Source organism: Rhizobium atlanticum, from assembly GCF_030182485.1.
GTDB lineage: Bacteria > Pseudomonadota > Alphaproteobacteria > Rhizobiales > Rhizobiaceae > Rhizobium.
The window spans coordinates 17545-40110 of sequence record NZ_JAQJCJ010000004.1 but is presented as its reverse complement, the minus strand read 5'-3'; the positions used below and the strand labels follow the sequence as shown (position 1 = coordinate 40110).

20 protein-coding genes are annotated in these 22566 nt (G+C 61.2%); 4 read left to right on the top strand and 16 right to left on the bottom strand.

The features are described 5' to 3' along the window. Window positions 1-3 precede the first annotated feature (3 nt). Window positions 4-777, top strand: coding sequence for an endonuclease III (gene nth, locus PH551_RS07460; RefSeq protein ID WP_184454905.1), 774 nt, complete (start codon window positions 4-6; stop codon window positions 775-777). Here nth and PH551_RS07455 read toward each other — a convergent pair. Next, complete coding sequence (locus PH551_RS07455) at window positions 742-1320, bottom strand: TetR/AcrR family transcriptional regulator (RefSeq protein WP_285192492.1); 579 nt, start codon at window positions 1318-1320, stop codon at window positions 742-744. The two genes, nth and PH551_RS07455, sit on opposite strands and share 36 nt — an antisense overlap. A gap of 76 nt (window positions 1321-1396) precedes the next feature. On the opposite strand from PH551_RS07455, the gene PH551_RS07450 reads away from it, so the two are divergent. After that, window positions 1397-1822, top strand: a complete 426-nt coding sequence (locus PH551_RS07450; protein WP_285192491.1) for a VOC family protein — start codon at window positions 1397-1399, stop codon at window positions 1820-1822. A 3-nt stretch (window positions 1823-1825) separates the two neighbouring features. Here the strand turns inward: PH551_RS07450 and PH551_RS07445 are convergent, their stop codons facing one another. Then, window positions 1826-2539 carry a sulfate transporter family protein gene (locus PH551_RS07445; protein WP_285192490.1) on the bottom strand — a complete coding sequence of 238 codons (714 nt, stop codon included), beginning with the start codon at window positions 2537-2539 and terminating at the stop codon, window positions 1826-1828. Between the two features lie 234 nt (window positions 2540-2773). On the opposite strand from PH551_RS07445, the gene PH551_RS07440 reads away from it, so the two are divergent. Beyond that, window positions 2774-3628, top strand: a complete 855-nt coding sequence (locus PH551_RS07440; RefSeq protein WP_085779547.1) for a MurR/RpiR family transcriptional regulator — start codon at window positions 2774-2776, stop codon at window positions 3626-3628. A gap of 10 nt (window positions 3629-3638) precedes the next feature. Here PH551_RS07440 and PH551_RS07435 read toward each other — a convergent pair whose 3' ends face one another. The 9 genes from PH551_RS07435 to PH551_RS07395 form a co-directional block, all read right to left on the bottom strand. Beyond that, on the bottom strand, window positions 3639-5222 hold the full coding sequence (locus PH551_RS07435; RefSeq protein ID WP_285192489.1) for an FGGY-family carbohydrate kinase: 1584 nt from the start codon (window positions 5220-5222) through the stop codon (window positions 3639-3641). Then, entirely contained in the window at window positions 5222-5911 is a 690-nt protein-coding gene (locus tag PH551_RS07430) for an HAD family hydrolase (protein ID WP_097597432.1), read from the bottom strand. The genes PH551_RS07435 and PH551_RS07430 overlap by 1 nt, the downstream gene beginning before the upstream one ends. A 99-nt stretch (window positions 5912-6010) precedes the next feature. Continuing rightward, on the bottom strand, window positions 6011-7492 hold the full coding sequence (locus tag PH551_RS07425) for a mannitol dehydrogenase family protein (RefSeq protein ID WP_285192488.1): 1482 nt from the start codon (window positions 7490-7492) through the stop codon (window positions 6011-6013). Between the two features lie 82 nt (window positions 7493-7574). Then, window positions 7575-8573, bottom strand: coding sequence for an ABC transporter ATP-binding protein (locus PH551_RS07420; protein WP_285192487.1), 999 nt, complete (start codon window positions 8571-8573; stop codon window positions 7575-7577). Window positions 8574-8589: 16 nt separating this feature from the next. Further along, the gene (locus PH551_RS07415; RefSeq protein ID WP_285192486.1) at window positions 8590-9420 is read right to left on the bottom strand and encodes a carbohydrate ABC transporter permease; all 831 of its coding nucleotides are present in this window, start codon (window positions 9418-9420) and stop codon (window positions 8590-8592) included. A gap of 1 nt (window position 9421) precedes the next feature. Next, complete coding sequence (locus PH551_RS07410; RefSeq protein ID WP_285192485.1) at window positions 9422-10294, bottom strand: carbohydrate ABC transporter permease; 873 nt, start codon at window positions 10292-10294, stop codon at window positions 9422-9424. A 134-nt stretch (window positions 10295-10428) separates the two neighbouring features. Then, on the bottom strand, window positions 10429-11739 hold the full coding sequence (locus PH551_RS07405) for an ABC transporter substrate-binding protein (RefSeq protein WP_085779553.1): 1311 nt from the start codon (window positions 11737-11739) through the stop codon (window positions 10429-10431). 145 nt (window positions 11740-11884) lie between these two features. Further along, window positions 11885-12838: a sugar-binding transcriptional regulator gene (locus tag PH551_RS07400; RefSeq protein ID WP_085779554.1), complete on the bottom strand. Its 954-nt coding sequence runs from the start codon at window positions 12836-12838 to the stop codon at window positions 11885-11887. Window positions 12839-12953: 115 nt separating this feature from the next. Next, window positions 12954-13532, bottom strand: a complete 579-nt coding sequence (locus PH551_RS07395; protein WP_285192700.1) for an exopolysaccharide biosynthesis protein — start codon at window positions 13530-13532, stop codon at window positions 12954-12956. 307 nt (window positions 13533-13839) lie between these two features. Here PH551_RS07395 and PH551_RS07390 point away from each other — a divergent pair, with 307 nt between their 5' ends. Next, entirely contained in the window at window positions 13840-14757 is a 918-nt protein-coding gene (locus PH551_RS07390) for an ROK family protein (protein WP_285192484.1), read from the top strand. Here the strand turns inward: PH551_RS07390 and PH551_RS07385 are convergent. From PH551_RS07385 to PH551_RS07365, 5 genes are all read right to left on the bottom strand, one after another. After that, complete coding sequence (locus tag PH551_RS07385; protein ID WP_285192483.1) at window positions 14754-16664, bottom strand: beta-N-acetylhexosaminidase; 1911 nt, start codon at window positions 16662-16664, stop codon at window positions 14754-14756. The two genes, PH551_RS07390 and PH551_RS07385, sit on opposite strands and share 4 nt — an antisense overlap. 180 nt (window positions 16665-16844) lie before the next feature. After that, entirely contained in the window at window positions 16845-19988 is a 3144-nt protein-coding gene (locus tag PH551_RS07380) for an efflux RND transporter permease subunit (RefSeq protein ID WP_285192482.1), read from the bottom strand. 26 nt (window positions 19989-20014) lie between these two features. Then, on the bottom strand, window positions 20015-21154 hold the full coding sequence (locus PH551_RS07375; protein ID WP_285192481.1) for an efflux RND transporter periplasmic adaptor subunit: 1140 nt from the start codon (window positions 21152-21154) through the stop codon (window positions 20015-20017). Between the two features lie 49 nt (window positions 21155-21203). Then, the gene (locus tag PH551_RS07370; protein WP_085779560.1) at window positions 21204-21812 is read right to left on the bottom strand and encodes a TetR/AcrR family transcriptional regulator; all 609 of its coding nucleotides are present in this window, start codon (window positions 21810-21812) and stop codon (window positions 21204-21206) included. A 199-nt stretch (window positions 21813-22011) separates the two neighbouring features. Continuing rightward, the gene (locus PH551_RS07365; protein WP_085779561.1) at window positions 22012-22443 is read right to left on the bottom strand and encodes an OsmC family protein; all 432 of its coding nucleotides are present in this window, start codon (window positions 22441-22443) and stop codon (window positions 22012-22014) included. Window positions 22444-22566 lie beyond the last annotated feature (123 nt).

The window sequence follows — 22566 nt, the reverse complement described above, 5'->3', positions numbered from 1 at the left end:
TCCATGGCGAATCCGAAACTCAAATCCCCGCCGCAAGGCACGAATGTGATCACCCGCCGCAAACCGGCGGCGGCGGTCAAAACCGCCTATTCGCAGGCCGAGCGCGAGGAAATCTTCCGTCGCTTTTCGGTGCAGCGACCCGAGCCGCGGGGCGAGCTGGAGCATACCAACCCTTTCACCCTCGTCGTGGCGGTCGCTCTCTCCGCCCAGGCCACCGATGCCGGTGTCAACAAGGCGACGCGAGCGCTTTTCAAGGTGGCCGATACGCCGCAGAAAATGCTCGATCTCGGCGAGGACAAGCTTCGCGATTACATCAAGACAATCGGCCTTTACCGCAACAAGGCGAAAAACGTCATCGCGCTCTCGCAAATGCTGGTCGACGACTTCGCCGGCAAGGTGCCGGAAACGCGCGAGGAACTGGTGCGCCTGCCGGGTGTCGGCCGCAAGACTGCCAATGTCGTGCTGTCGATGGCCTTTGGCCAGGCCACCATGGCCGTCGATACGCACATCTTCCGGATCGCAAATCGTATCAGGCTTGCTCCCGGCAAGACGCCTGATGAAGTCGAAGCGCGATTGATGAAAGTGGTGCCGAAACACTACCTCTATCACGCCCATCACTGGCTGATCCTGCACGGGCGCTACACCTGCAAGGCACGCCGCCCCGAATGCGAGCGCTGCGTCATCGCCGATATTTGCAAATCGCCGGAGAAGAGTTCGGATGTGCCGGCCCCGCTGGTCGAGCTACCGCCGCAGGTGATCGGCGAGGCTGTCGAGTAGAACAGTGATCGCTTGTTCGTAGCTCCGCCGTTCGGCGCCCGCCTCGATCGCAATTGCCGCGCGGTCGAAGCCCGCCGATAGCAGCAATGTCAGAGGCTCAAGCGTAGCGCCAGCTCTCGGAAGCATGGCTGCAAGTCCTGTCCGCAATGTCCTTTCCGCGTTGTCGGCATCGATCGCCTGGCTCGCCGGCAGACCGAGAACGGCAGGAGCGTCGATCAATAGCAGCCGCGTGCGGCCCTCCGCCATCATTGCGTCGAAATAAGCCGAAACGCCGGCAATCAGCGCGTCGCGCGGCGTATCATCGGACGCCGAAGATGCCGCGATTGCTTCGGCGACTGCGCGCGCCTCGACTTCGACAACCGCGCGAAAGAGCGCCTTCTTGTCTTCGAAATGATGATAGAGCGCTCCGCGTGTCACACCCGCCGCCGCCGCGATCTCCGGCGTCGCCGTTTCGGCATACCCTTTATCGACGAAGAGGCGTCGTCCGGCATCGATCAGCGCCCCTCTTGTCTGTTGCGTTCTTTCGCGATTGCTGCGGCTCATTTCCCCCATTTACATACAATCAGACTGTATGTTAAGAGTAAAAACATACAGTCTGTCTGTATCTATGGAGGAAAGGATGAAATCGACGAGCTATTATCCTGTCATCATGACCGACGACGTTGCCGGTTCCGCCCGCTTCTATTGCGCGCATTTCGGCTTCGCGGCGTTGTTCGAGAGCGAGTGGTACGTTCATCTGCAATCGACCGAGGCGGAGCATGTCGCGCTCGCCATCCTCGACGGCAGCCATGAAACCATCCCGGCTGCGGCTCGCGGCAAAGTGTCCGGACTGCTCCTCAATTTCGAGGTTGCCGATGTCGATGCGGTCTACGCGGCCTGCAACAGCGCAAACCTCCCGATCCTGCAGGAGATCCGCGACGAGGATTTCGGCCAGCGGCATTTCATCACCGCCGATCCGAACGGCGTGCTGATCGACATCATCACGCCGATCCCGCCGAGCGCCGAATTTGCGCCAATGTACGAGACATCAGCCTTACCGGGTTGATCCTCAGCCGCGAAAACCGGCGTCCTTTGCGGATATCAGCTTGTGCAGATGCACCATCATGCCCGCCGCAAACAGAGGCGTCAGCAGGTTGACCACGGGGATCGCCAGAAAGAGCGCGATCACCAGCCCGCCGAGAAAGACCGTCGGCGCATGTTTGGCACGGAAGAGCCGCGCTTCATGCGGCGAACGGAAGCGCATGGCGGCGAATTCAAAGAATTCCCGTCCGAGCAAATAGCCGTTCACCAGAAAGAAAGCGACCAGATTGACGCCGGGAATGAACAGCAACAACAACGCCACGATATTGCCGAGGATCACCACCCCCAGGAATTTGATCGAGCTCGCCATCGCCGGGCCGAGCGGCATGGCGGCGCCCGGCGCGTCGCCGGGATAGTCACGTTTTTCGATAACGTCGGCGACATCGTCGAGGAAAAGGCCCGCAATCAGCGCCGTGACGGGCGAAAGCAGCAACGCCAGCACGAGCGCAAGGCCGACCCCGGCAAGGATTGCGAAGACCAGAGCAAACCATCCCGCCCAATCCGGCATATCGGGAAAGAAACTGGTGAGCCAGGGAAAGAGGAAGGCCATGAAGGCCCCGCGTAGCGCGAACCAGAGGCCGACGAGCACGAGAAGCGTCAGGCCGAGCACCTTCCAGAAGACCAAGCGTGTCTCCGGCGCGAACAGATTGGCGAGCGAAAGGCGTGCGGCATCAAGAATCATTTCTTCAGCGTCTCCGGTTGCGCAAAAGATGTAGGAAAGGCGAATGCTACCGACAAGAGAGAATAAAATTGCAGGCTTTAATAGAAACTTGTCGCAATATTAGAACGAATATAATATTATGAGACGCAGAAATACGCATGGGCCTGAGAAGCAGCTTCCGACAATAGTTGCCAAGACAAGGGATTGCGATAGCGCATCCACGGAACGCCTCTGAGGAAATACGGGGAGGCTGATGTGGAAGACTTTGTACACAAACTCAGGCAATACGTAAAAAGCGGCACACCGGCCGAGCGTCGTATCGCGAAATATTTCTCCGAGCACCTGAACGACCTGCCGTTTGAGACGGCAGCATCTGTCGCCGACAGGCTGGACCTCTCGCCGATGACCGTCGGGCGCTTCCTGCGCGCGCTCGGCTATCAGGGTTTGGACAGCGTCAAGGTGGAAATTCGCGAGACCGTGACGACATCGCCGGCGCAGTTGCAGAGCGCCATGAGCGAACTGCATGCGGACGCCGCGGAGGGCAAGCCGCTTGCCGTGCTGGTTGCCGAGCAGATCCAGGCCCTGCATCACATCTATCATCTGACGGCGCAGCCGCTTTGGGCCGAAGCCGTCCGCCTGATCAGCACGGCCCGCGAAGTATCGATCGCCACGCATGCGCGGCTCGCAAGCCTTGCCAATCATTTCTCCCAGCGGCTGACGCAGGCCCGCGATGGCGTCCGCACGCTCGATGCCACCGACAACCGTTTTGCCGAACTCTTCGCCCGGCAGGCCGTCGACGACGCTTTGCTCGTCATCATCGACTGCCGCCGTTTCGCCAAGGCACGGCTGCTTGCCAGAACCGCGCGCCGCTACGGCTACAAGGTCGTGCTGATTTCGCCTCAGCAAGCAGACTGGATGGCAGATCAGTCAAACGTCATGCTGTCCTTGCCGCCGGCACGCGCTCCCGATCTCGACAACCTTCCGCCGCTGATCGCACTGCTCGATTGCCTTTCGGAATCCGTCATTCTCGAAGTCGGAGAGGAGGCAGCGCTGCGCCGCCGCCGCATGCTGGAATTTGCGACCGTCCTCGGTGAAACCGCGAACCACTAGATGTGAGCTTTCAGAACATCGCTTCCAGTTCGGCACGGTGCCGATGCATGGCCAGAAGACGGCGATAATCGCGGTCGTAAAGCGCCTGTTTCGCTTTGTCGGGAAGCCGTTCGACGCCGCCCCGATACATCGCCTCGCCGGCTGCCGCCAAATCCTCGTGCAGGCCGCAGGCGACGGATGCCGCAATCGCCGTACCGAGCAGCACCGCCTCGTTCATCTTCGGCACCACGACCTTGCAGCCGGTGGCGTCGCTATAGAGTTCCATCAGCACCGGGTTCTTCACGTGTCCGCCGGCGATATGCAGCGTATCGGGCACGTAGCCGTAGTCCTTCATCGTCTCCAGGATATGGCGGATGCCGAGAGCGATCGCGACGGCAGACCGCCAATAGAGCGCGCAAAGCCCGTCGAAGGAAGTGTCGAGCGTCAGCCCGCTGATCACGCCGACGGCATGCGGATCGGCAAGCGGCGAGCGATTGCCGTGAAAGTCCGGCAGCACAAAAATACGCTCGCCGAAAGCGTCGCCCTCCTCTGCCCGCAATTCGGCGATGCGCGCGACGATCTTCTGGTGCAATGCCGCGGTCGGCTCACCGCCGGCCGCATGCATGCGCACGATATGGTCGAGCAGCGCACCGGTCGCCGATTGCCCCGCTTCCACCAGCCAGGACTGTGGGAAGACAACCTCATAATAAGGCCCCCACATGCCGTGGCTTGGCTTGCACTCCCGCGAGAAGGCGACGACGCAGCTCGACGTGCCGGCGATCAGTGCCAGCTGGCGCTCACGTGTTACGGGATCGGCGGCATAACCGCCGAGCGCCCCAAGCGCGCCGGCATAAGCGTCGATCATTCCCGCGGAGACATGGCACTCCGTAGTCAGCCCGAGCGCCTCGGCCGCATCAGCCGTCAGCCGGCCTATACTGCCGCCGACCGGCACAGTTTCATCCGGCAGCCGGCCGCGAGTCTGAAGATCATCGAGCCCGATCCGCTGCAGGAAATCCTGCTGCCATCCCTTTTCGAGATGGGCGAGATAATTCCATTTTGCCGTCAGCGTGCAACGAGAACGGGCGGTCGACCCAGTTGATTTCCAGGTCATGAAATCAGCAAGGTCGAAGAAATAGCCCGCCCTTTCCCACGTCGCCGGCAGCTTCTTCTTCAGCCACATCAGCTTCGGCATTTCCATTTCCGGCGACATGACGTGGCCGGAATGTTCAAGCACACTGTGCTCCGTCGCCGTGCAGAAGTCGGCTTCCTTCAGCGCGCGATGATCGAGCCAAACGATGGTGTCGAAACGCCGCTCGCCGGTTGTGGACACGCTGATCGGCCGGCCGTCGACGTCGCGGACCACGAGGGAACAGGTAGCGTCGAAGCCGATTGCTCCGACCGAGGCGGCGGCAATACCGGATTGCTCCATCGCCCTGCGCACCGCGGTGCAGGCGGCCGACCAGATGTCTTCGGAATCGTGCTCGGCGTGGTTTTCACGCGGCCGGTTCATGACAATCGGATGTTCAGCCTTGGCCAGCAGATGGCCGCCGGCATCGAAGACGCCAGCGCGCGCGCTGCCGGTGCCGACATCCACCGCAACCACATGATCACGCATCAAATTGCAGTCCCGTCCAGCTTATGGTTGCGGACAAGGTGTATCAATTCCGGCATGGCGTCAAACACGACATCAGGCGAAAGCCGGTCGAGTTCGGCGCGGTATCCGGCGAAATTCGCATGCGATCCGCCGGTGAAGGCAAAGACCGTCATGCCCGCCGCCTTGGCGGCGGCAATGCCGGCCGGACTGTCCTCGATGACGAGGCAGGATCCCGGCTCGACATGCATTTGCCGTGCCGCGTGGAGGAAGAGATCGGGCGCCGGTTTCCCGCGCTTGACCATCGTAGCGCTGAAGATGTCGGGCAGCCTGTCGAGAAGTCCGGTGACGGACAGCGACAACCGGATTCGCTCCATCTGGCTTGATGAAGCGACACAACAGGGGATGCCAAGTCCGTCGATCGTCGCCGCGATGCCGTCTATCGGCTTCAGCTCGGTGCGAAACCGCGCGTAGAGATCAGTCCGAATGCGCTCCAGGAATTCTTCGCCGGCGTGAATATTGAACTCGGTTTCCAGCGTATCGATGAGGGTTGCCAGGCTGCGTCCGAGGAAGCGCTCATAGGCCTGGTCTTCGGTAATCGAAACGCCGAGATCACTCATCGCCCTGACGAGCACGCTGATCGAGATGGGTTCGCTGTCGACGAGCACGCCGTCGCAATCGAAAATGACCAGCCGTGGTTCAGCATCAGCCATGAAAAACCCAACCTGACTTCAATTCGGACGCATGATTGTCCCGCGCCGCCCGCAAGGCGGGATGGATGGCGCCAGCCGATGCCGCCATCCGCATTCCCCTTACACTGCGAGCTTGCCGTCGAGATAGAGCTGCAGCGTTTCCCGCGTGCCCTTTTCCCACAAGGTTTTAACAGCATGAGCAAAACGTTTGCGGAAAAGATCCGATTTCGCCACCTCGCCGAAAATATCATCGAAGCCGAGGAAGGCTGACGGATCGGCCTTTGCCTTCAGCGCCGCTGCGTGCAGGCGCTCGGCGCTGGCGTCGTTGAAGATGATATCCTTGCCGCTGTCGGTCTTGCCGGCGAAATAACGGCACCAAAGCGCCGAGACCAGCGCCAGGCCGATGACATCTCTGCCCTGGCGCAGATTGTCGAGGGTCGACGGCAGGATGAATTTCGGTTGGCGATTCGAGCCATCCTGCGCCAGACGGGGGATGGTATCGGCGATCTTCGGATTGAGAAGCCGATGTTCGATGAGGGCAAAATAATCCGTCAGCGAGGTGTTTGGCACCGGCGGCACGATCGGAATGATTTCGTCTGTCTCCAGCTTGGCCAGGAACGCCCGGATCAGCGGATCTTCCATGGCATCATGCACGAAATGAATGTCCATCAGCGCCGCCGGATAGGCGATCGCGGCATGCCCGCCGTTCAGGATGCGGATCTTCATATGCTCGTAAGGCGTAACATCAGGAACGAAGGTGACGCCGACCTTTTCCAAGGCCGGGCGGCCGGCCGTGAACTTGTCTTCGAGCACCCACTGCTTGAATTCTTCGCAATAAACCGGCCAATTATCCTCAATGCCGAAATTGTCCCTGAGGAAATCGATCTCCCGCTGGCCGGTCGCCGGCGTAATGCGGTCGACCATCGCGTTTGGAAAGGCAACATTAGCCCTGATCCAGTCGGCAAGGGCGGCATCCGAAAGGGCTGCAGTGCCGATCACGGCATTGGCGGTGACGACGCCATTATGGGGAATGTTGTCGCAGGACATCACGGTGAAAGGTCCGATGCCCTTGTCCTTGCGCGCCTTGAGGCCAGCGACGATCAGACCGAAGACCGTCTTCGGCGCACCGGGATTTTGTCCATCGGCGGCGATAGCAGGATGGGCCGGATTGAACGCGCCTGAAGCATCGATGAAATAACCGCCCTCGGTGATCGTCAGCGAGACGATGCGGATCTCCGGATCCGCGAGCCTGGCGATGATCGCGGAGGGATCGCCGACCGGCAGAATGTCGATCATCGGGGCGGTGACACGCGCCGCCGTCTTGTTGTTGTCCTGCTCCACCACCGTCGTCAAGAAATCCTGCGCCGCAAGCTTCTCGCGCATGGCGGCATCCGATGGCAGAACGCCGGCACCGATAATTGCCCAGTCGTGATCGGCGCCCTGGTTGAAGAGATCGTCGAGATAGATCGCCTGATGCGCGCGGTGGAAATTGCCGACGCCGAAGTGCACGATGCCGGCTTTCAGCGACGCCCTGTCGTAGGAAGGGATGGCGGCAGTGCGCGCCGCGTCCGAAAGCGTTGCCAGCGATAATTTGCACGTCATGTTTCAGTCCTCTTGAAGGTCTTGCCGAGACGGCCGGGCGCCATCGCCCGGCTCGCATGCTTGCCCCCAGCCGGCCGCCTGCTCAGATGGCAAGGCCGCCCTCGTTGAATTTATGAATGCGTGACCGGTCCGGCGTCAGATAGACCGTATCGCCCGCTTGCGCGGCAAAATCGCCACTGCCGCGCGCCGTCACCATCCCGATGCCCTCGACATCTATGTGCAGGAAGGTGTCGGAACCGAGATGCTCGGCAACGACGACCCTGCCCTTCCAATCGCCGCTCTCCATCGACAGCAGCATGTGTTCGGGACGGATGCCGAGCGTGTGCGCGCCGAGCTCGGCGGCGTTCTGGCCCTTGATGAAATTCATCTTCGGCGAGCCGATGAAGCCGGCGACGAAAAGATTGCGCGGGCGGCTGTAGAGTTCGAGCGGCGAGCCGACCTGCTCGATATTGCCGCGGTTCAGCACGACGATCTTATCGGCCATGGTCATGGCCTCGACCTGGTCATGGGTGACATAGATCATCGTCGTCTTCAGCTGCTGATGCAACTCGCTGATTTCGAGGCGCATATTGACGCGCAGAGCCGCGTCGAGATTCGACAGCGGTTCATCGAAGAGAAAGGCTGAAGGCTGGCGCACGATGGCGCGACCGATCGCGACGCGCTGGCGCTGACCGCCGGAAAGCTGGCGCGGCTTGCGCTCGAGATAGTCGGTGAGGTTCAGCACTCGTGCCGCATCCGTCACCTTACGGTCGATTTCCGCCTTGTCGACGCCCGCCATCTTCAGCGGGAAGGCGATGTTGTTGCGCACGCTCATATGCGGATAGAGGGCGTAGGACTGGAACACCATGGCGAGGCCGCGCTCCGACGGCGCCTTCTCGGTGGCGTCCTTGCCGTCGATGACGATCTTGCCGCCGGAGACATCCTCAAGACCGGCGATCAGCCTAAGCAGCGTGGACTTGCCGCAGCCGGATGGACCGACGAAGACGACGAACTCGCCGTCGCTGATATCTAGATCGATCGAAGGGATGACCTTGGCTTCGCCGAAGACCTTGGAAACCTTCTGAAGGGTAATGCTGCCCATGTTTGTCTCCCTTTTCTTATTTCACTGCGCCGAAGGTCAGGCCGCGGACGAGTTGCTTCTGGCTGAACCAGCCGAGGATCAGGATCGGCGCGATCGCCATGGTCGAGGCCGCCGAGAGCTTGGCATAGAACAAGCCTTCGGGGCTGGAATAGGAGGCGATGAAGGCCGTCAGCGGTGCCGCCTTCGAGGCGGTGAGGTTGAGCGTCCAGAAGGCCTCGTTCCAGGCAAGGATGATGTTCAGAAGCAGCGTCGAGGCAATGCCCGGCACCGCCATCGGCGTCAGCACGTAGACGATCTCCTTCATCAGCGAGGCGCCGTCCATGCGGGCCGCTTCGAGGATCTCACCGGGAATTTCCTTGAAGTAGGTGTAGAGCATCCAGACGATGATCGGCAGATTGATCAGCGTCAGCACGATCACCAGCCCGATGCGCGTGTCGAGCAGACCGGAATTGCGGAACATCAGATAGATGGGGATCAGCGCGCCCACAGGCGGCATCATCTTGGTCGAGAGCATCCACATCAGCACGTCCTTCGTCCGCTTGGTGGGCGCGAACGCCATCGCCCAGGCGGCCGGAATGGCGATGATCAGGCCGATCAGCGTCGAGCCGAAGGAAATGACCACCGAGTTCATGAAGTGGCTGAGATAGTTCGACCGGCTCTGCACTTCCGCATAGTTCTCCGCGGTCCAGTGGAAGAACAGGAACTGCGGCGGCGAGGCGATGGCGTCGGCTTCCGACTTGAAGCTGGTCAGGAACGTCCAGAGGATCGGGAAGAAGATCAGGATGCCGAGCGTCCAGGCGACCACCGTCACGATGAGCTTGCGCTGAGTTGTGACTTTTCTGGCCATCTCAAGCCTCCAGATTCTTGCCGACGAGGCGGACGAGGAAGATCGCGACAATATTGGCAAGCACGACCGCGACGATGCCGCCTGCAGAAGCGCCGCCGATATCGAACTGCAGCAGAGCCTGCGCATAGACGAGATAGGTGAGGTTGGTGCTGTCGGTGCCCGGCCCGCCATTGGTGGTGACGAGGATTTCGGCGAAGACCGAGAGCAGGAAGATCGTCTGGATCAGGATCACCACGGTGATGGCACGCGCCATGTGCGGCAGGATGATGTAGATGAATTTCGAGATCGCCCCGGCGCCGTCCATTTCGGCCGCCTCCTTCTGCTCCTCGTCGAGCGACTGCAGCGCTGTCAACAGGATGAGGGTGGCAAAGGGCAGCCACTGCCAGGCGACGATGAGGATGACGGACAGGAGCGGCGCATTCGCCAGCCAGTCGATCGGCTGCAGGCCGAGCGCCTTCGCAAGATGCGCAAACAGGCCGTTGACCGGGTTCATGAACATGTTCTTCCAAACGAGTGCTGCCACTGTCGGCATGACGAAGAACGGCGCGATGACAAGGATGCGCACGATGCCCTGGCCGTACATCGGCTGGTCGAGCAGCAGCGCGAAGGCGATGCCGCCGACGACGGTGACGACGAGAACGCCGGCGACAAGCAGCAGCGTATTGATCAGCGCGGTGATGAAGGCCGGATCTGACAGGAAATATTCGTAGTTCAGCAGGCCGACGAAGCTCTCCATGCCAGGGCTGAGCAGATTGTAGTTCAGCAGAGAGAAATAGATCGTCATCGCAAGCGGGACGATCATCCACGCAAAGAGGAACAGCACGGAGGGCGCAATCATCAGGCGCGCCGCGGAGCGAGTATGTGTTGTTGCCATGGCAATCACCGATCTGAAGTGAAGCGGCGAGCGGCCGCAATGCAGCTTGATCTGGAAAAGAGGCCGCCGATGCGGTTTGGGCAATCGGCGGCTCAGAGGGGCGGATTGTCAAGGATCCGCCACTTCTCAGGAGGTTATTTGATGTAGCCGGCTTTGGTCATTTCGCGGGTCGCCAGCTGCTGTGCGCTCTTCAAAGCCTGATCGACCGAAATCTGGCCTGCAAGGGCTGCCGAGAACTGCTGGCCCACCGCCGTGCCGATGCCCTGGAATTCCGGGATCGCTACGAACTGGACGCCGACATAAGGGACCGGCTTGACGGTCGGCTTGGTCGGGTCGGCCGAGTTGATCGAATCGAGGGTCATCTTGGCGAAGGGAGCAGCCTTCTGATACTCCGCATTCGCATAAAGCGAGGTGCGGGTGCCGGGAGGTGCGTTCAACCAGCCTTCTTTCTCGGCAACCAGGTTGGTGTACTCCTTGCTCGTTGCCCAGGCGACAAACTTCTCGGCGGCCTCGACCTTCTGCGAGCCTGCCGGAATGGCGAGGTTCCAGGCCCAAAGCCAGTTGCCGCGCTTGCCGAGGCCCTTGTCCGGAGCGAGCGCGAAGCCGACCTTGTCGGCGACCTGCGACTGCTTCGGATCGGAGACGAACGAAGCGGCAACCGTCGCGTCGATCCACATGCCGCACTTGCCGGTCTGGAAGAGCGCCAGGTTTTCATTGAAGCCGTTGGAGGAGGCGCCCGGAGGGCCGGCTTCCTTCATCAGGTTGACGTAGAAGGTCAGCGTGTCCTTCCACTCGGGCTGGTCGAACTGCGGCTTCCACTTCTCATCGAACCAGCGCGCACCGAAGGAGTTCGACATAGCCGTCAGGAAGGCCATGTTTTCGCCCCAGCCGGCTTTGCCGCGCAGGCAGATGCCGTAGATTTCCTTGTCCTTGTTGGTGACCTTCTTCGCAGCGTCCGCGATGAAGTCCCAGGTCGGCGCGTCGGGCATCTTTAGGCCAGCGGCGTCGAAAAGGTCTTTGCGGTACATGACCATGGAGCTTTCGCCATAGAACGGCGCGGCATAGAGTTTGCCGTCCATGCTGATGCCGCTGCGGATGGCCGGCAGCAGGTCGTTGACGTCATAGGCGTCGCCGAGATTGTCGAGCGGCAGCAGCCAGCCCTGCTTCGCCCAGATCGGAACTTCATAGGTACCGATCGTCAGAACGTCGTACTGTCCGCCCTTGGTCGCGATGTCGGTCGTGACCTTCTGGCGCAGCACGTTTTCTTCGAGGGTGACCCATTCAAGGTCTATGCCGGGATTCTTTGCCTTAAAGTCGTCCGTCAGCTTCTGCATCCGGATCATGTCGCCGTTGTTGACGGTCGCGATTGTCAGCGTCTCGGCCGAAGCCATGCCGGCAAACGCCAATGCTGAGCAGGCGCCCAGCAGGAAAGTTCTCAATGTCATATCTTCCTCCCAGAAGACGAGATGTGAGCATTCGCTTTGCTCATGAGCAATTACTCATCATCGCATGAAAAAAGTCAATCGACAATCGTTGCTGCGATGCCGAAGGCAGCGGTCTTGTCTTTGATTTAATTGCTATATTTTTTGCTCAGCTTTTGAGCAAAAACTCAGCGGTCTCTTCGTCGGTGATCAGAGCATTGATTTGATGGCCGACGACGGCGGCTCTGATAGCCTTATATTTTCGCTTGCCTTTGGCGAGCCCGATGACCATCGAAGCCTCGCGGGACGGGATCGGCGCCGAGGCGACACGCTCGTTGATCGGGTTGTCGAGCAGTTTGCCGTCGACATCGAAGATCCAGCCGCAGATTTCACCGACGGCGCCTCCACGCATCAGTTCCATCATCTCGTCCTTTTCAAGAAAGCCATCGACGCAGAGCGGCCCGTCGATGCCGAGCTCGCCGATGCCAACGAAGGTGACGTCTGCCTGCGCGCTCATGTCGAGCGTCGAGCGCACCAGTTGCTGCCCATGTAGCAGCTCCCGTTCTTCGGCCGAGGTGACGAGCACCGGCAGCGGCATCGGATAGTGCCGCGCCTTGACTGCATCCGCCATGCTGAAGATGACGTTGTAATAGGCGGCCGAACCGTCCGGCGCGATATTGCCGGTCAGCGAGACGATCCGGTGATTGGGACATTCGATCGCCGGAAGCTGGTCGACCGCCGCCTTCAGCGTGCGGCCGGTGCCAACCGCCAGTACGATCGGTTCCGGCCGCTTCAGCCAGCGCTCGATCTCGGCCGCACCCGCCTCGGCGATGCCGATGGTGGTCGACGAGGAACCCGCATCGCTCGGCACCACTTCCACATGTTTCAGCCCGAATTTTCGCCGCAGCTGGTTGGCAAGCTCGAGGCAGGCGGCGATCGGATGGTCGAGCCGCACTTTGATCAGACGCTCGGCGACAGCAAGCGACACCAGCCGCTGCGCCGATTGCCGTGAAATGCCCATCGTGGCGGCGATTTCATCCTGCGTGCGTCCGGCGACATAATAAAGCCAACCGGCACGGGCTGCATCGTCGAGCCGTGCAGGGGTCTCGGATCTTTTTGCCATCTACTGCCTACCGCGCAAAATGAGCCGGCTTGCCGCCGCCGGCATGATGTGAGTCTCTATCCACGCCAGTTCAAAACAAAATTCCCGAAAATGTCGAGCCTGTTGACGCAACCGCTCAGGCGAACCATTGCATGACGAAATAAATCGACGCCTTCGCGAGACCGTAAATCACGCTGCCGGCAATGACGAGCGACACGGTCGTCATAATAAAGCCAATGAGCGCGAAAAGCCCGTCACGGCCCATAATGCCGAACGCGAACACCGAAATGGTGATTGCCGGCAGGATATTGCCGAGCGGCACCGGCAGAACCAGCACGATCGAAAGCAGCAGACAGGCGAGGCCGGCGAAATATTCCGCCGGCGGTTCGGCGAAGATGGCAAGTCGCGGCTTCAGCATGCGCTCCGCCCAGGCGAGCCAGCGATGGATGCGGCCGACGATAGTCTCAAAATCCACCCGCCGCATCGAGCGGTTTGCGATCGCCTTCGGCAGCCAGGGTTTTAGCCCGAAGGTCAATTGCGCCGCCAGAAAAACCAGCGGCGCGCCAAGCACGGCCGATGTGCCGGGCGGGGTGGGAAAAGCGTTCGGCAGCGCGAAGATCAACATCAGAGCACTGATCGCCCTGTCACCCATCGTCTCGAACAGATCGCCGATCGAAATCCACTCCCGGCTTTGATCGCCTGCCAACTGCCGCAGGACAGCTGAGAGGCGGCGGCCTTTTGGACGGGGCGGACGTGGTCTTCGGCGTCTGTGGGGATCGGCGTTTTCGAAGGTCATGATACCGTTAGATGATGGAATGCCAAGCCCGATCTTGGCCGCGCAATATGCCAATTGAATGACTTAAGGGACAGGAAATCAATGAGAAGACCTGTCAGCGGCCATTTACATTCGACCGCCGCTTTTCTTGCGCCGCAAGCGCGTGGCAGGCAGATGCATCAAGGCTTGTAATTCCCTGCCAACAGTGCGAGCAGACGCTGAAGGCTAGAGAAACGGCAGGCAGGCAATGATCATTTCATTCGACATCGGCGGTTCCGCCATCAAGGGCGGCATCGCCCGCTCCGAGACAGACATCGTTTCCCTTGGCCGCCGTCCGACGCCGAAGGATGATTTTGGCGCTTTCGTCGAGACCCTGTGCGATATCATCGCCGAAACCGGCGAACGCCCGAGCCGTATTGCCCTCTCGATTGCTGGCGTCGTCGATCCCGATACCCAGCGGCTGACCTGCGCCAACATTCCCTGCATACACGGCCGCACGCTCGCGGCCGATCTCGAAGCCGAACTCGGCTTGCCGGTGCTGATCGCCAATGACGCCGACTGTTTCGCCATGGCTGAAGCCGGTCTCGGCGCCGGCCGCGGCCACCGCATCGTCTTCGGTGCAATCCTCGGCACCGGCGTCGGCGGCGGTCTGGTCGCCGACGGGCGCCTCGTCAATGAGGCCGGAGGCTTTGCCGGCGAATGGGGTCATGGGCCGATCATCGCCTCGGCGGCCGGTAATCCTCCCGTCGCCATTCCTGCTTACGCCTGCGGCTGCGGCCAGAAGGGCTGTGTCGACACTGTCGGCGGCGCCCGCGGACTAGAGCGCCTGCATAAGACGCTGCATGATCTCAAGCTCTCAAGCGAAGAGATCATCGGTCAGTGGCGACAAGGGGAGGAGAAGGCGACACGCACCATCGACGTCTATGTCGATCTGGTTGCATCACCGCTCGCCCTGACGATCAACATCACCGGCGCCACCATCGTTCCGGTCGGCGGCGGACTTTCCAATGTCGAGCCCTTGCTTGCCGAGCTAGACAAGGCCGTGCGTACCCGCATCCTGCGCAAAGTCGACCGTCCGCTGGTGGTGCCGAGTGAATGCCGCATCGAACCCGGCCTGATCGGCGCAGCGCTGTTGGGGCTCAAGGCGGAAGCAATCACGTCTTAAAGCACCGGCCACATCCGCACGATCGCTGCGAACCGGTCCCAGTCTTTGCGTTCCAATGGCGTCCACCCGGCTTCGGCGACGGCCGGAAGGCGCGGGAAGACCAGCCGGTTGAAATAGGCGCGAGAGAGGAAGTTTTCAGTCCAGATGCAAGCCTGGACGCCGCGCAGCTTCTCCCGCAGCGCATCCGGCAACTCGCCCTCGGCCTCGTAAGCATAGGTGTGCTCCGGCGGCGCATGGCCAGCCCAGCTCGCGCCGGGCTCAGACCAGGCTTCCGCTTGCGCCATGTCGAGATAATAGGCTTGGCCCGGCGTCATCACCACATCGTAACCTTGCTGTGCCAGCTCGATGCCGACAGCGGGCTTTTCCCAGGCCATCAGCAAAGTGCCGTCGCGATCGACGCCGCCGCCATGCGAGACTTCGTTCCAGCCGGCGAGCTTCCTGCCGCGCTCCGACAACATGGCCTTGATCCGTTTCAGGAAATAGGATTGCAGCTCCGCTGTGCCGGCAATTTTCTCCCGTTCCATCAGCGCCTTGCAAAGCGGCGAGGAAAGCCAGGCGCCGCTTGCGACCTCGTCGCCGCCGATATGGATATATTCACCGGGGAACAGCGTGACCATCTCGTCGAACACCTTCCCGAGAAACTCATAGGTGAATTCGACCGCCGGGTTGAGGGCATTATTGGGATAACCCTGCACGGCGCGATAGCTGTCCGGCGCCTCCTGCCCGTCGACGAGTTCGGGCAGTGACAACAGCGTCGCGGTGCTATGGCCGGGAACATCGATTTCCGGCACTACTTCTATATGAAGTGACGCAGCATGCGCGACGATCCGCCTGACATCCTCCTGCGTGTAATGGCCAGAGCGCGGTTCCGCCCCGTCACCAAGCTGCGGCACAAGCACCTCGTCCGGCCCGCGCAGCGCGCCGATCTTCGTAAGCTGGGGATAGGCCTTGATCTCCAGCCGCCAGGTTTCGTCGTCTGTCAGGTGCCAATGGAAGATGTTGAGCTTGTTCCAGGCCAGGATATCGATCAGCCGCATGACGTCAGCCACCGGAAAGAACTGTCTGGCCACATCGAGATGGCAGCCGCGCCAGTCATAACGAGGCTGGTCGGCGATCGTGCCGAAATTCGGAAATCTGAAGCTCTCCCGATTGGCACGCGCGCCGTGCATGATTTGCGCCAGACTGATCAGGCCATAGTGCCGACCCGCCGCATCCGCGCTAGAGAGCACGACCTCATGCGCGGTAAATCGTATTTCATAGGCGAACGCAGCGATCGATGATTCGGTAACGAAACGAATAGCCCGTCCGCCCTTTACGGCGCAGAGCGAGATCGGCACGTTTTCAGCCGGATAGAGCCGTTGGTAAAGCGAAAGAACCAGGGACAGCGCCTTGACCGCTTCGGGTCGTGTGCCCTTGGCCGGATAAAGGACGACCGGCAGTTCTCCCGCCTTCAACGCGAGCGCCAGCGGCCAGGGCAGCAGCGAATAAGGCTCCTCTACCCGGCCCGACGGGAGAAGCGGCGGCGCAATTCCGCCATCGCGGTCTTCGAGAATCAGATCGCCGAAGGCGACAGCAATATGGCGCCCGTCGCCAAGTGTCAGATAGGCCGATTTGACCCCCGATGTCACATGTTTCGGCTCTCGGGTCAGTCCATCGACGGTGAACCGCCAGTGGCCGCCCGGCGGCACACTCAGCCCGTCGGGCGGCCGGAATTCATGGAAATGCGCGACTTGTCGCTTCAGGCTGCCGCCATCGCAGACGTATTTTTCGGCAACCCGTGTCTCCGACGTATAGGCGAGCGAGAAACCGGAAAGCGGCTCGGCTGAAAGATTGAAGAGCGTGAAAGTCAAGCGCCCGAAACTGCTTTCGACCGGGCGCCAGCTTGTTTCCAGACGATAATCGGCCATGGTCGCGCTTCCCCTGTCAATAGACCGCCGGGATGACGGCTTGTGCCCCGGCAGCTTTCAAAAGCTTAGCTTTTTCGAGGCGGCAATGGAATCGGCGCGAGTCGAGACGAAGCGAGCAGTGATGAGAACCGTGAGATTGCGACCTGCAAGGAAAACGGCGCGGCTTTCGCCGCGCCGTCCTCACTCGGCTGCCAACGCCGGCGGATGTCTGTCATCCGCCTCTTCCTGGATGGCGTCGGCATCCCGGCCTGGCTCGTCCTTCGCCTTCGGCTCGCGGCCGAAGAAAAGGGCGTAACCGGCGGGCAGAACCAGAATGGTGAGCACCGTCGCAACCAGGATGCCGCCCATCATTGCGTAGGCGAGCGGACCCCAGAAGACGCCGCGCGAGATCGGGATCAACGCCAGCACGGCGGTCAGCGCCGTCAGCATGATCGGCCGGAAACGCCGCACGGCCGCACCGACGATCGCCTCCTGCCGGTGCATACCAGCCTTGATGTCCTGATCGATCTGATCGACCAGAATGATCGAATTGCGCATGATAATGCCGAGCAGCGCGATGACACCGAGGATCGCCACAAAGCCGAAGGGCGCGCCGCTGATCAGCAAGGCGGCCGCGGCCCCGATGATGCCGAGCGGGCCGGTGGCAAGCACCAGCATCGCCTTGCCGAAATGCTGCAGCTGCACCATCAGCAGCACGATGATGACGGCGAGCATGATTGGCGCCTTGGCGGCAATCGACATCTGGCTTTCCGCCGCATCCTCGGCACCGCCCTGGATCTCGACGTTGTAGCCGGCCGGCAGGCTGTCGCGCAGGTCCTTCATGTCGGCATACATCTTCATGACGACGTCATTTGGCTGCACGCCGTCCGGCAGCGTCGCGCGCACCGTGATCGTCGGCAGCCGGTCGCGCCGCCATTCGATGCCCTGCTCCATGACGGGCACGACCTTGGCGACCTGCGAGACCGGAACGAAGCCGCCGAAATCCGTCGGCACGTAGACGGAATTAACCGCCGACAGCAGCGAGCGGCTGGAATCCGGCTCGCGGGCAACGATCGAGACCGTCTCCTCACCGTCGCGGAAATCGTCGAGCGGCGCCCCGGACATGGCGGTCTGCAGCATCTGGCGCACGCGCTGCGAGGTCACGCCAAGCGCCCGGGCACGGTCCTGGTCGATCACCAGCTTCATCGCCGGCACCGGCTCCAGCCAGTCGTCATGGATGGCGCCGAGCATCGGGTTGGCCGTAAAGCGCGCCTTCACCTGATCGGCGATCGCTCGCACCTCCTGGCGGTCAGGCCCCATGATGCGCATCTGCACCGGCCAGCCTGTGGGCGGGCCGAGGAAGAGGCGGTCGACCTTGCCGCGGATCGATGGGAAGTCTTCGGCAAGAATGGTGCGCAGCTTGACGATGAGCCGTTCGCGCGCCGGTTCGTCCTTCGCCATAACCAGCAGCTGGGCGAAGTTCGGGTTGCGCAGCTGCTGGTCGAGCGGCAGGAAGAAACGCGGTGCGCCTTCGCCGATATAGGTGGCGATGAACCGCTTGTCGGGATCATCCATCATCTTCGCTTCGAGCGCCTTCGCCTGCACTTCGACTTCCCGAATGCTGGTGCCTTCGGGCAGCCAGAGATCGACCAGGATTTCCGGCCGCGAGGATTGCGGGAAGAAATTCTGCGGAATGAACTGGAAGGCCCAGAGGCTGGTGACGAAGGTTCCGAGCGTCAACAGCAGCACGATCACCCGATGGCGAACCGCCCAGCCGACGGTGCCGCGCAGCCGGCGATAAAAGCGGGTGTCGAAGGCATCATGATGCTCGCCGGCGTGATGGCGCTGCTTGAGGATCATGTAACCGAGCCACGGCGTAAAATAGACCGCGACGAACCACGAGGTAACAAGCGCGATGCCGACGACGTAGAACAGCGAGCGGACATATTCGCCGGCCGTCGATGCGGCGAAACCAACGGGAATGAAGCCGGCCGTGGTGATCAGCGTCCCCGTCAGCATCGGGAAGGCGGTTGAGGAATAGGCAAAGCTTGCCGCCTCGATCTTGACCAGTCCCTCCTCCAGCTTCCGCTCCATCATCTCGACGACGATCATCGCATCGTCGACCAGCAGGCCGAGCGCGATGATCAGGGCGCCGAGCGAGATGCGCTGCAGGTCGATGCCGAGTTCGTACATCAGCGCGAAAGTGGCGGCGAGCACCAGCGGAATGGCGATGGCGATGACGAGGCCCGAGCGCCAGCCAATCGACAGGAACGAGACGACGAGCACGATGATGAGGGCTTCGCCGAGCGCATGCATGAATTCGCCGATCGCATCCGTTACCACGTCGGGCTGGTTGGCGATCTGATCGATTGCGACTCCGTAAGGCAGCGATTCCTCGAAGCGCTGATAGGTCGCCTCCACATCCTTGCCGACATCGGTGACATTAAAGCCCTTGGCCATGACGACGCCGACCTGGACACTGTCATGGCCGTTGAACCGGTACTTGCGCTGGTAGGGATCTTCGAGCCCGGAACTGACGGTGGCGATATCGCCGAGGCGCGTCACCTGGGCGCCTGCGCGAAGGCTGAGCTCACGGATATCGGCCGCCTTCTTCACGTCGCCTTCGACAGAGATGCGTACCGAACGCAGGCCGGTATCGACGGAGCCCGCCGGATCGACATTGTTCTGACCCTTGATGGCGTTCTGCAGGTCGAGGATCGTCAGGCCGCGCTCGGCGAGTGCCTTGGACGAGACGTCGATATAAATCTTCTCAGGCTGGTCGCCGATGATGACCGCCTTCTCGACGCCCGGTGTTGTCAGCAGCATGTCGCGCGCCTGGATCGCGAACTTCTTCAGTTCCGGATAGGTATAACCCTCGCCGCTGATCGAATGCAGGGTGATGAAGGTATCGCCGAACTCATCGTTGAAATAGGGGCCGAGCAGACCTTGCGGCAGCTCGCTGGAGATATCACCGACCTTCTTGCGCACCTGGTAGAAGGCATCGGCCACGTCCTTCGAATTCGTATCACCCTTGACCTGAAGCGTGATGATGGCGCTGCCCGCCCGCGTATAGGACTTGACCCAGTCAAGATGCGGGGTTTCCTGCAGCTTGCGCTCGATCTTGTTGACGACCTGATCTTCCATTTCCTGAATGGAAGCGCCTGGCCAGATCGCCTGGACGACCATGACGCGGAAAGTAAATTCGGGATCCTCGCGCTGGCCCATGCGCATCAGGCCGAGAATGCCGGTGATGATGATCAGGCCGAAGAGGAAGCGGGCGATGCTCGGATGTCCGATCGCCCAGCGCGACAGATTGAAGGGCCGTTTTTCCGCGGTGGCGTCCATGGTCCTGGTTCCCTCTTGAAGCGCGATTAGCGAACGGCCTGGTCGGTATCGGCCTGGGCCGACTGCTGCTCCGGCACCTTCACCTTCAGGTTCTCGCTCATGAATTGGGTGCCGGCGGCAACGACGAGATCGCCGCTATCGAGGCCTTGGGTCACATGCACGCCGTCGCCGGTGAAATCGGCGACCTCGATGATGCGGCCATGCACCGTCGCGGTGTCACGGTCGACCGTCCAGACCATCTGCTGGCCGTCCTTTTCGGCCAGCGCAGTGAGCGGGATCGAGACATAGCTGTTGCCGTTGTTGACATCGGCTTCGATGGTCGCGGTCATGCCTAGCAACACCCGCGGATCGTTCGGCAGGCTCACGCGAACCGCAAAGGTGCGCGACTGCTGGTCGGCGCTGCCGGAAACCTCGCGCACCTTGCCGTCGAGCACCAGCCTGGCATCAGCCCAGAAACTGGCCTTGACCGTTTTGCCGGGCTTGAATTCGGCAATGTCGTTTTCCGGAACCGCGATCTGCACTTCCTTTTCACCATCGACGGCAACGGTCAAAACGGGGCTGCCGGAGCCAACGACCTGGCCGATATCGGCATTGATCGATGTCACTATCCCATTCTGGCCGGCCTTGAGCTCGGTATAGCTCACCTGGTTCTTCGCCTGATCCAGCGCCGAGAGCGCTGCGTCGCGCTGCGAGATCGCCTGGTCATGGCTGAGTGCTGCCTGTTCGAGCTGCGACTTCGGGGCGACGCTCTTGTCGAACAACTGCTCGGCGCGCTTGTTGGCGAGATCGGCGGTTTCGACGCCCCTTTCGGCCGCGGCGAGATTGGCCTCGGCCGTCTTGACCGCGAGCTGATAGTCTGTGGCATCGATGCGGGCGAGAACGTCGCCCGGCGTCACCCGGTCGCCGATATCGACGAGACGCTCGGTGATCTTGCCGGCCACCCGAAACCCGAGGTTCATCTCCGTGCGCGCCTTGACCGACCCCGAATAATCGAGCTTGCGGGTATCGTCGGCTTTGGCGATCTCCACGACCTTCACCGGCCGAATAACTTCCTTGACCTCAGCTTTTTCTTCCGAGCAGGCGGACAGGCCGATCCCGATGACGCCGATGAGCGCGAGGTTCGCGACGGACGGCATGCGGTTGCTGAGGGTGTTGAGCGAAAACATCTTCCGCACTCCTGGAATGTTTCGGGGGACCGACGACGGCTGCCGTCGATTATTTCTTGAGCGCCCTGATGGCGTAATCGATCAGTTCGTCGACGGCAGCGCGGTTGGTCTTCGCGAGACATTGCGCCACCATCTGGGGATGACAGAGATTGACCGTCGCCGCGCCGAAGCAGCGCGAGGCGACCACCGGATCGTGCTCGGCGAACTCGCCGGAGGCGATGCCTTCGGCGATGATTTCAGCAATCAGATCATGGACGCGATCGATATGTTTCTCGATGACATGCCAGTCGCGCTCGATCGCGACCACGATCATCTCGTGCACCTTCATCTCGTCGAGCATCGTATCCATCGTCCATTGATACTGGGTCTCGACATAAAGGCGCAGCCGTTCGCTGGCGCTGAGCGGCTGGTGGCGGATGTCGTAAGCGAGCTGATAGCAAGTGGCGAGCATGCGTCCGCAGAGCGCCTGATGGATCTCCACCTTCGAAGCGAAGAATCGATAAATATTGGCCGGCGACATGCCGAGATCGCGGGCGATGTCTGCCACCGTCGTTTTGCTGTAGCCGTAGTGCCGGAACAGCCGCTCGGCCGCGTCGAGTATCCGCGTGATATTCTCCTGTCGCGTGACGTCGAGCGTATTTTCCGCAATGTCGTTCATGGACTTCGAGACCTCGAGTAACGACTGACGATTTTCGAATTTCGTCAGTCGTAAAATATCAAACGTCACTTGTCAATGCCGCCTGCGTAACGCGAGCGGTACGATAAATTTCGAAACGAGGTGATGATGAGCGCGAGCCACGATTGAAAAGTGCCGCGACATCAGACGCGCGGCACTTCGCGGCAATAGCAGAAAAAAATCAGGCGAGCTTGACGTCGAGCGTGATCGGAACGGCGGCGAGCGCCTTGGAAATCGGGCAGCCGGCTTTCGCCTTGTTGGCCAGTTCGGTGAAGGTCGCCTCATCTGCACCGGGGACGCGGCCGGAAAGTGAGAGATGGATTGCAGTGACGGCGAAGCCACCCTCGACGCTTTCGAGCGTCACCTTGGCCGAGGTTTCCATATGCTCGGCGGTGAAGCCGGCTTCGCCGAGGATGAGCGACAGCGCCATGGTGAAGCAGCCGGCATGGGCAGCGCCGATCAGCTCTTCCGGGTTGGTGCCGGGAATGCCTTCGAAGCGGCTGGCAAAGCCGTAGGGATAGTCTGTCAGGGCGCCGCTCTGGGTCGAGATCAAGCCCTTGCCGTCCTTGAGGCCGCCGCTCCAATGAGCCGAAGCCGTGCGATTGATCTGCATGCCGTCCTCCTGTTTCGATGGTTTTGAGGAAGCGGCAGGGCGCCGCTCCATGCCTGAGGGAGATTGGATAGCCTCCCGGTGGGACAATATAACGCTCTATCCTGAGAAGACGACAGGCTCGTA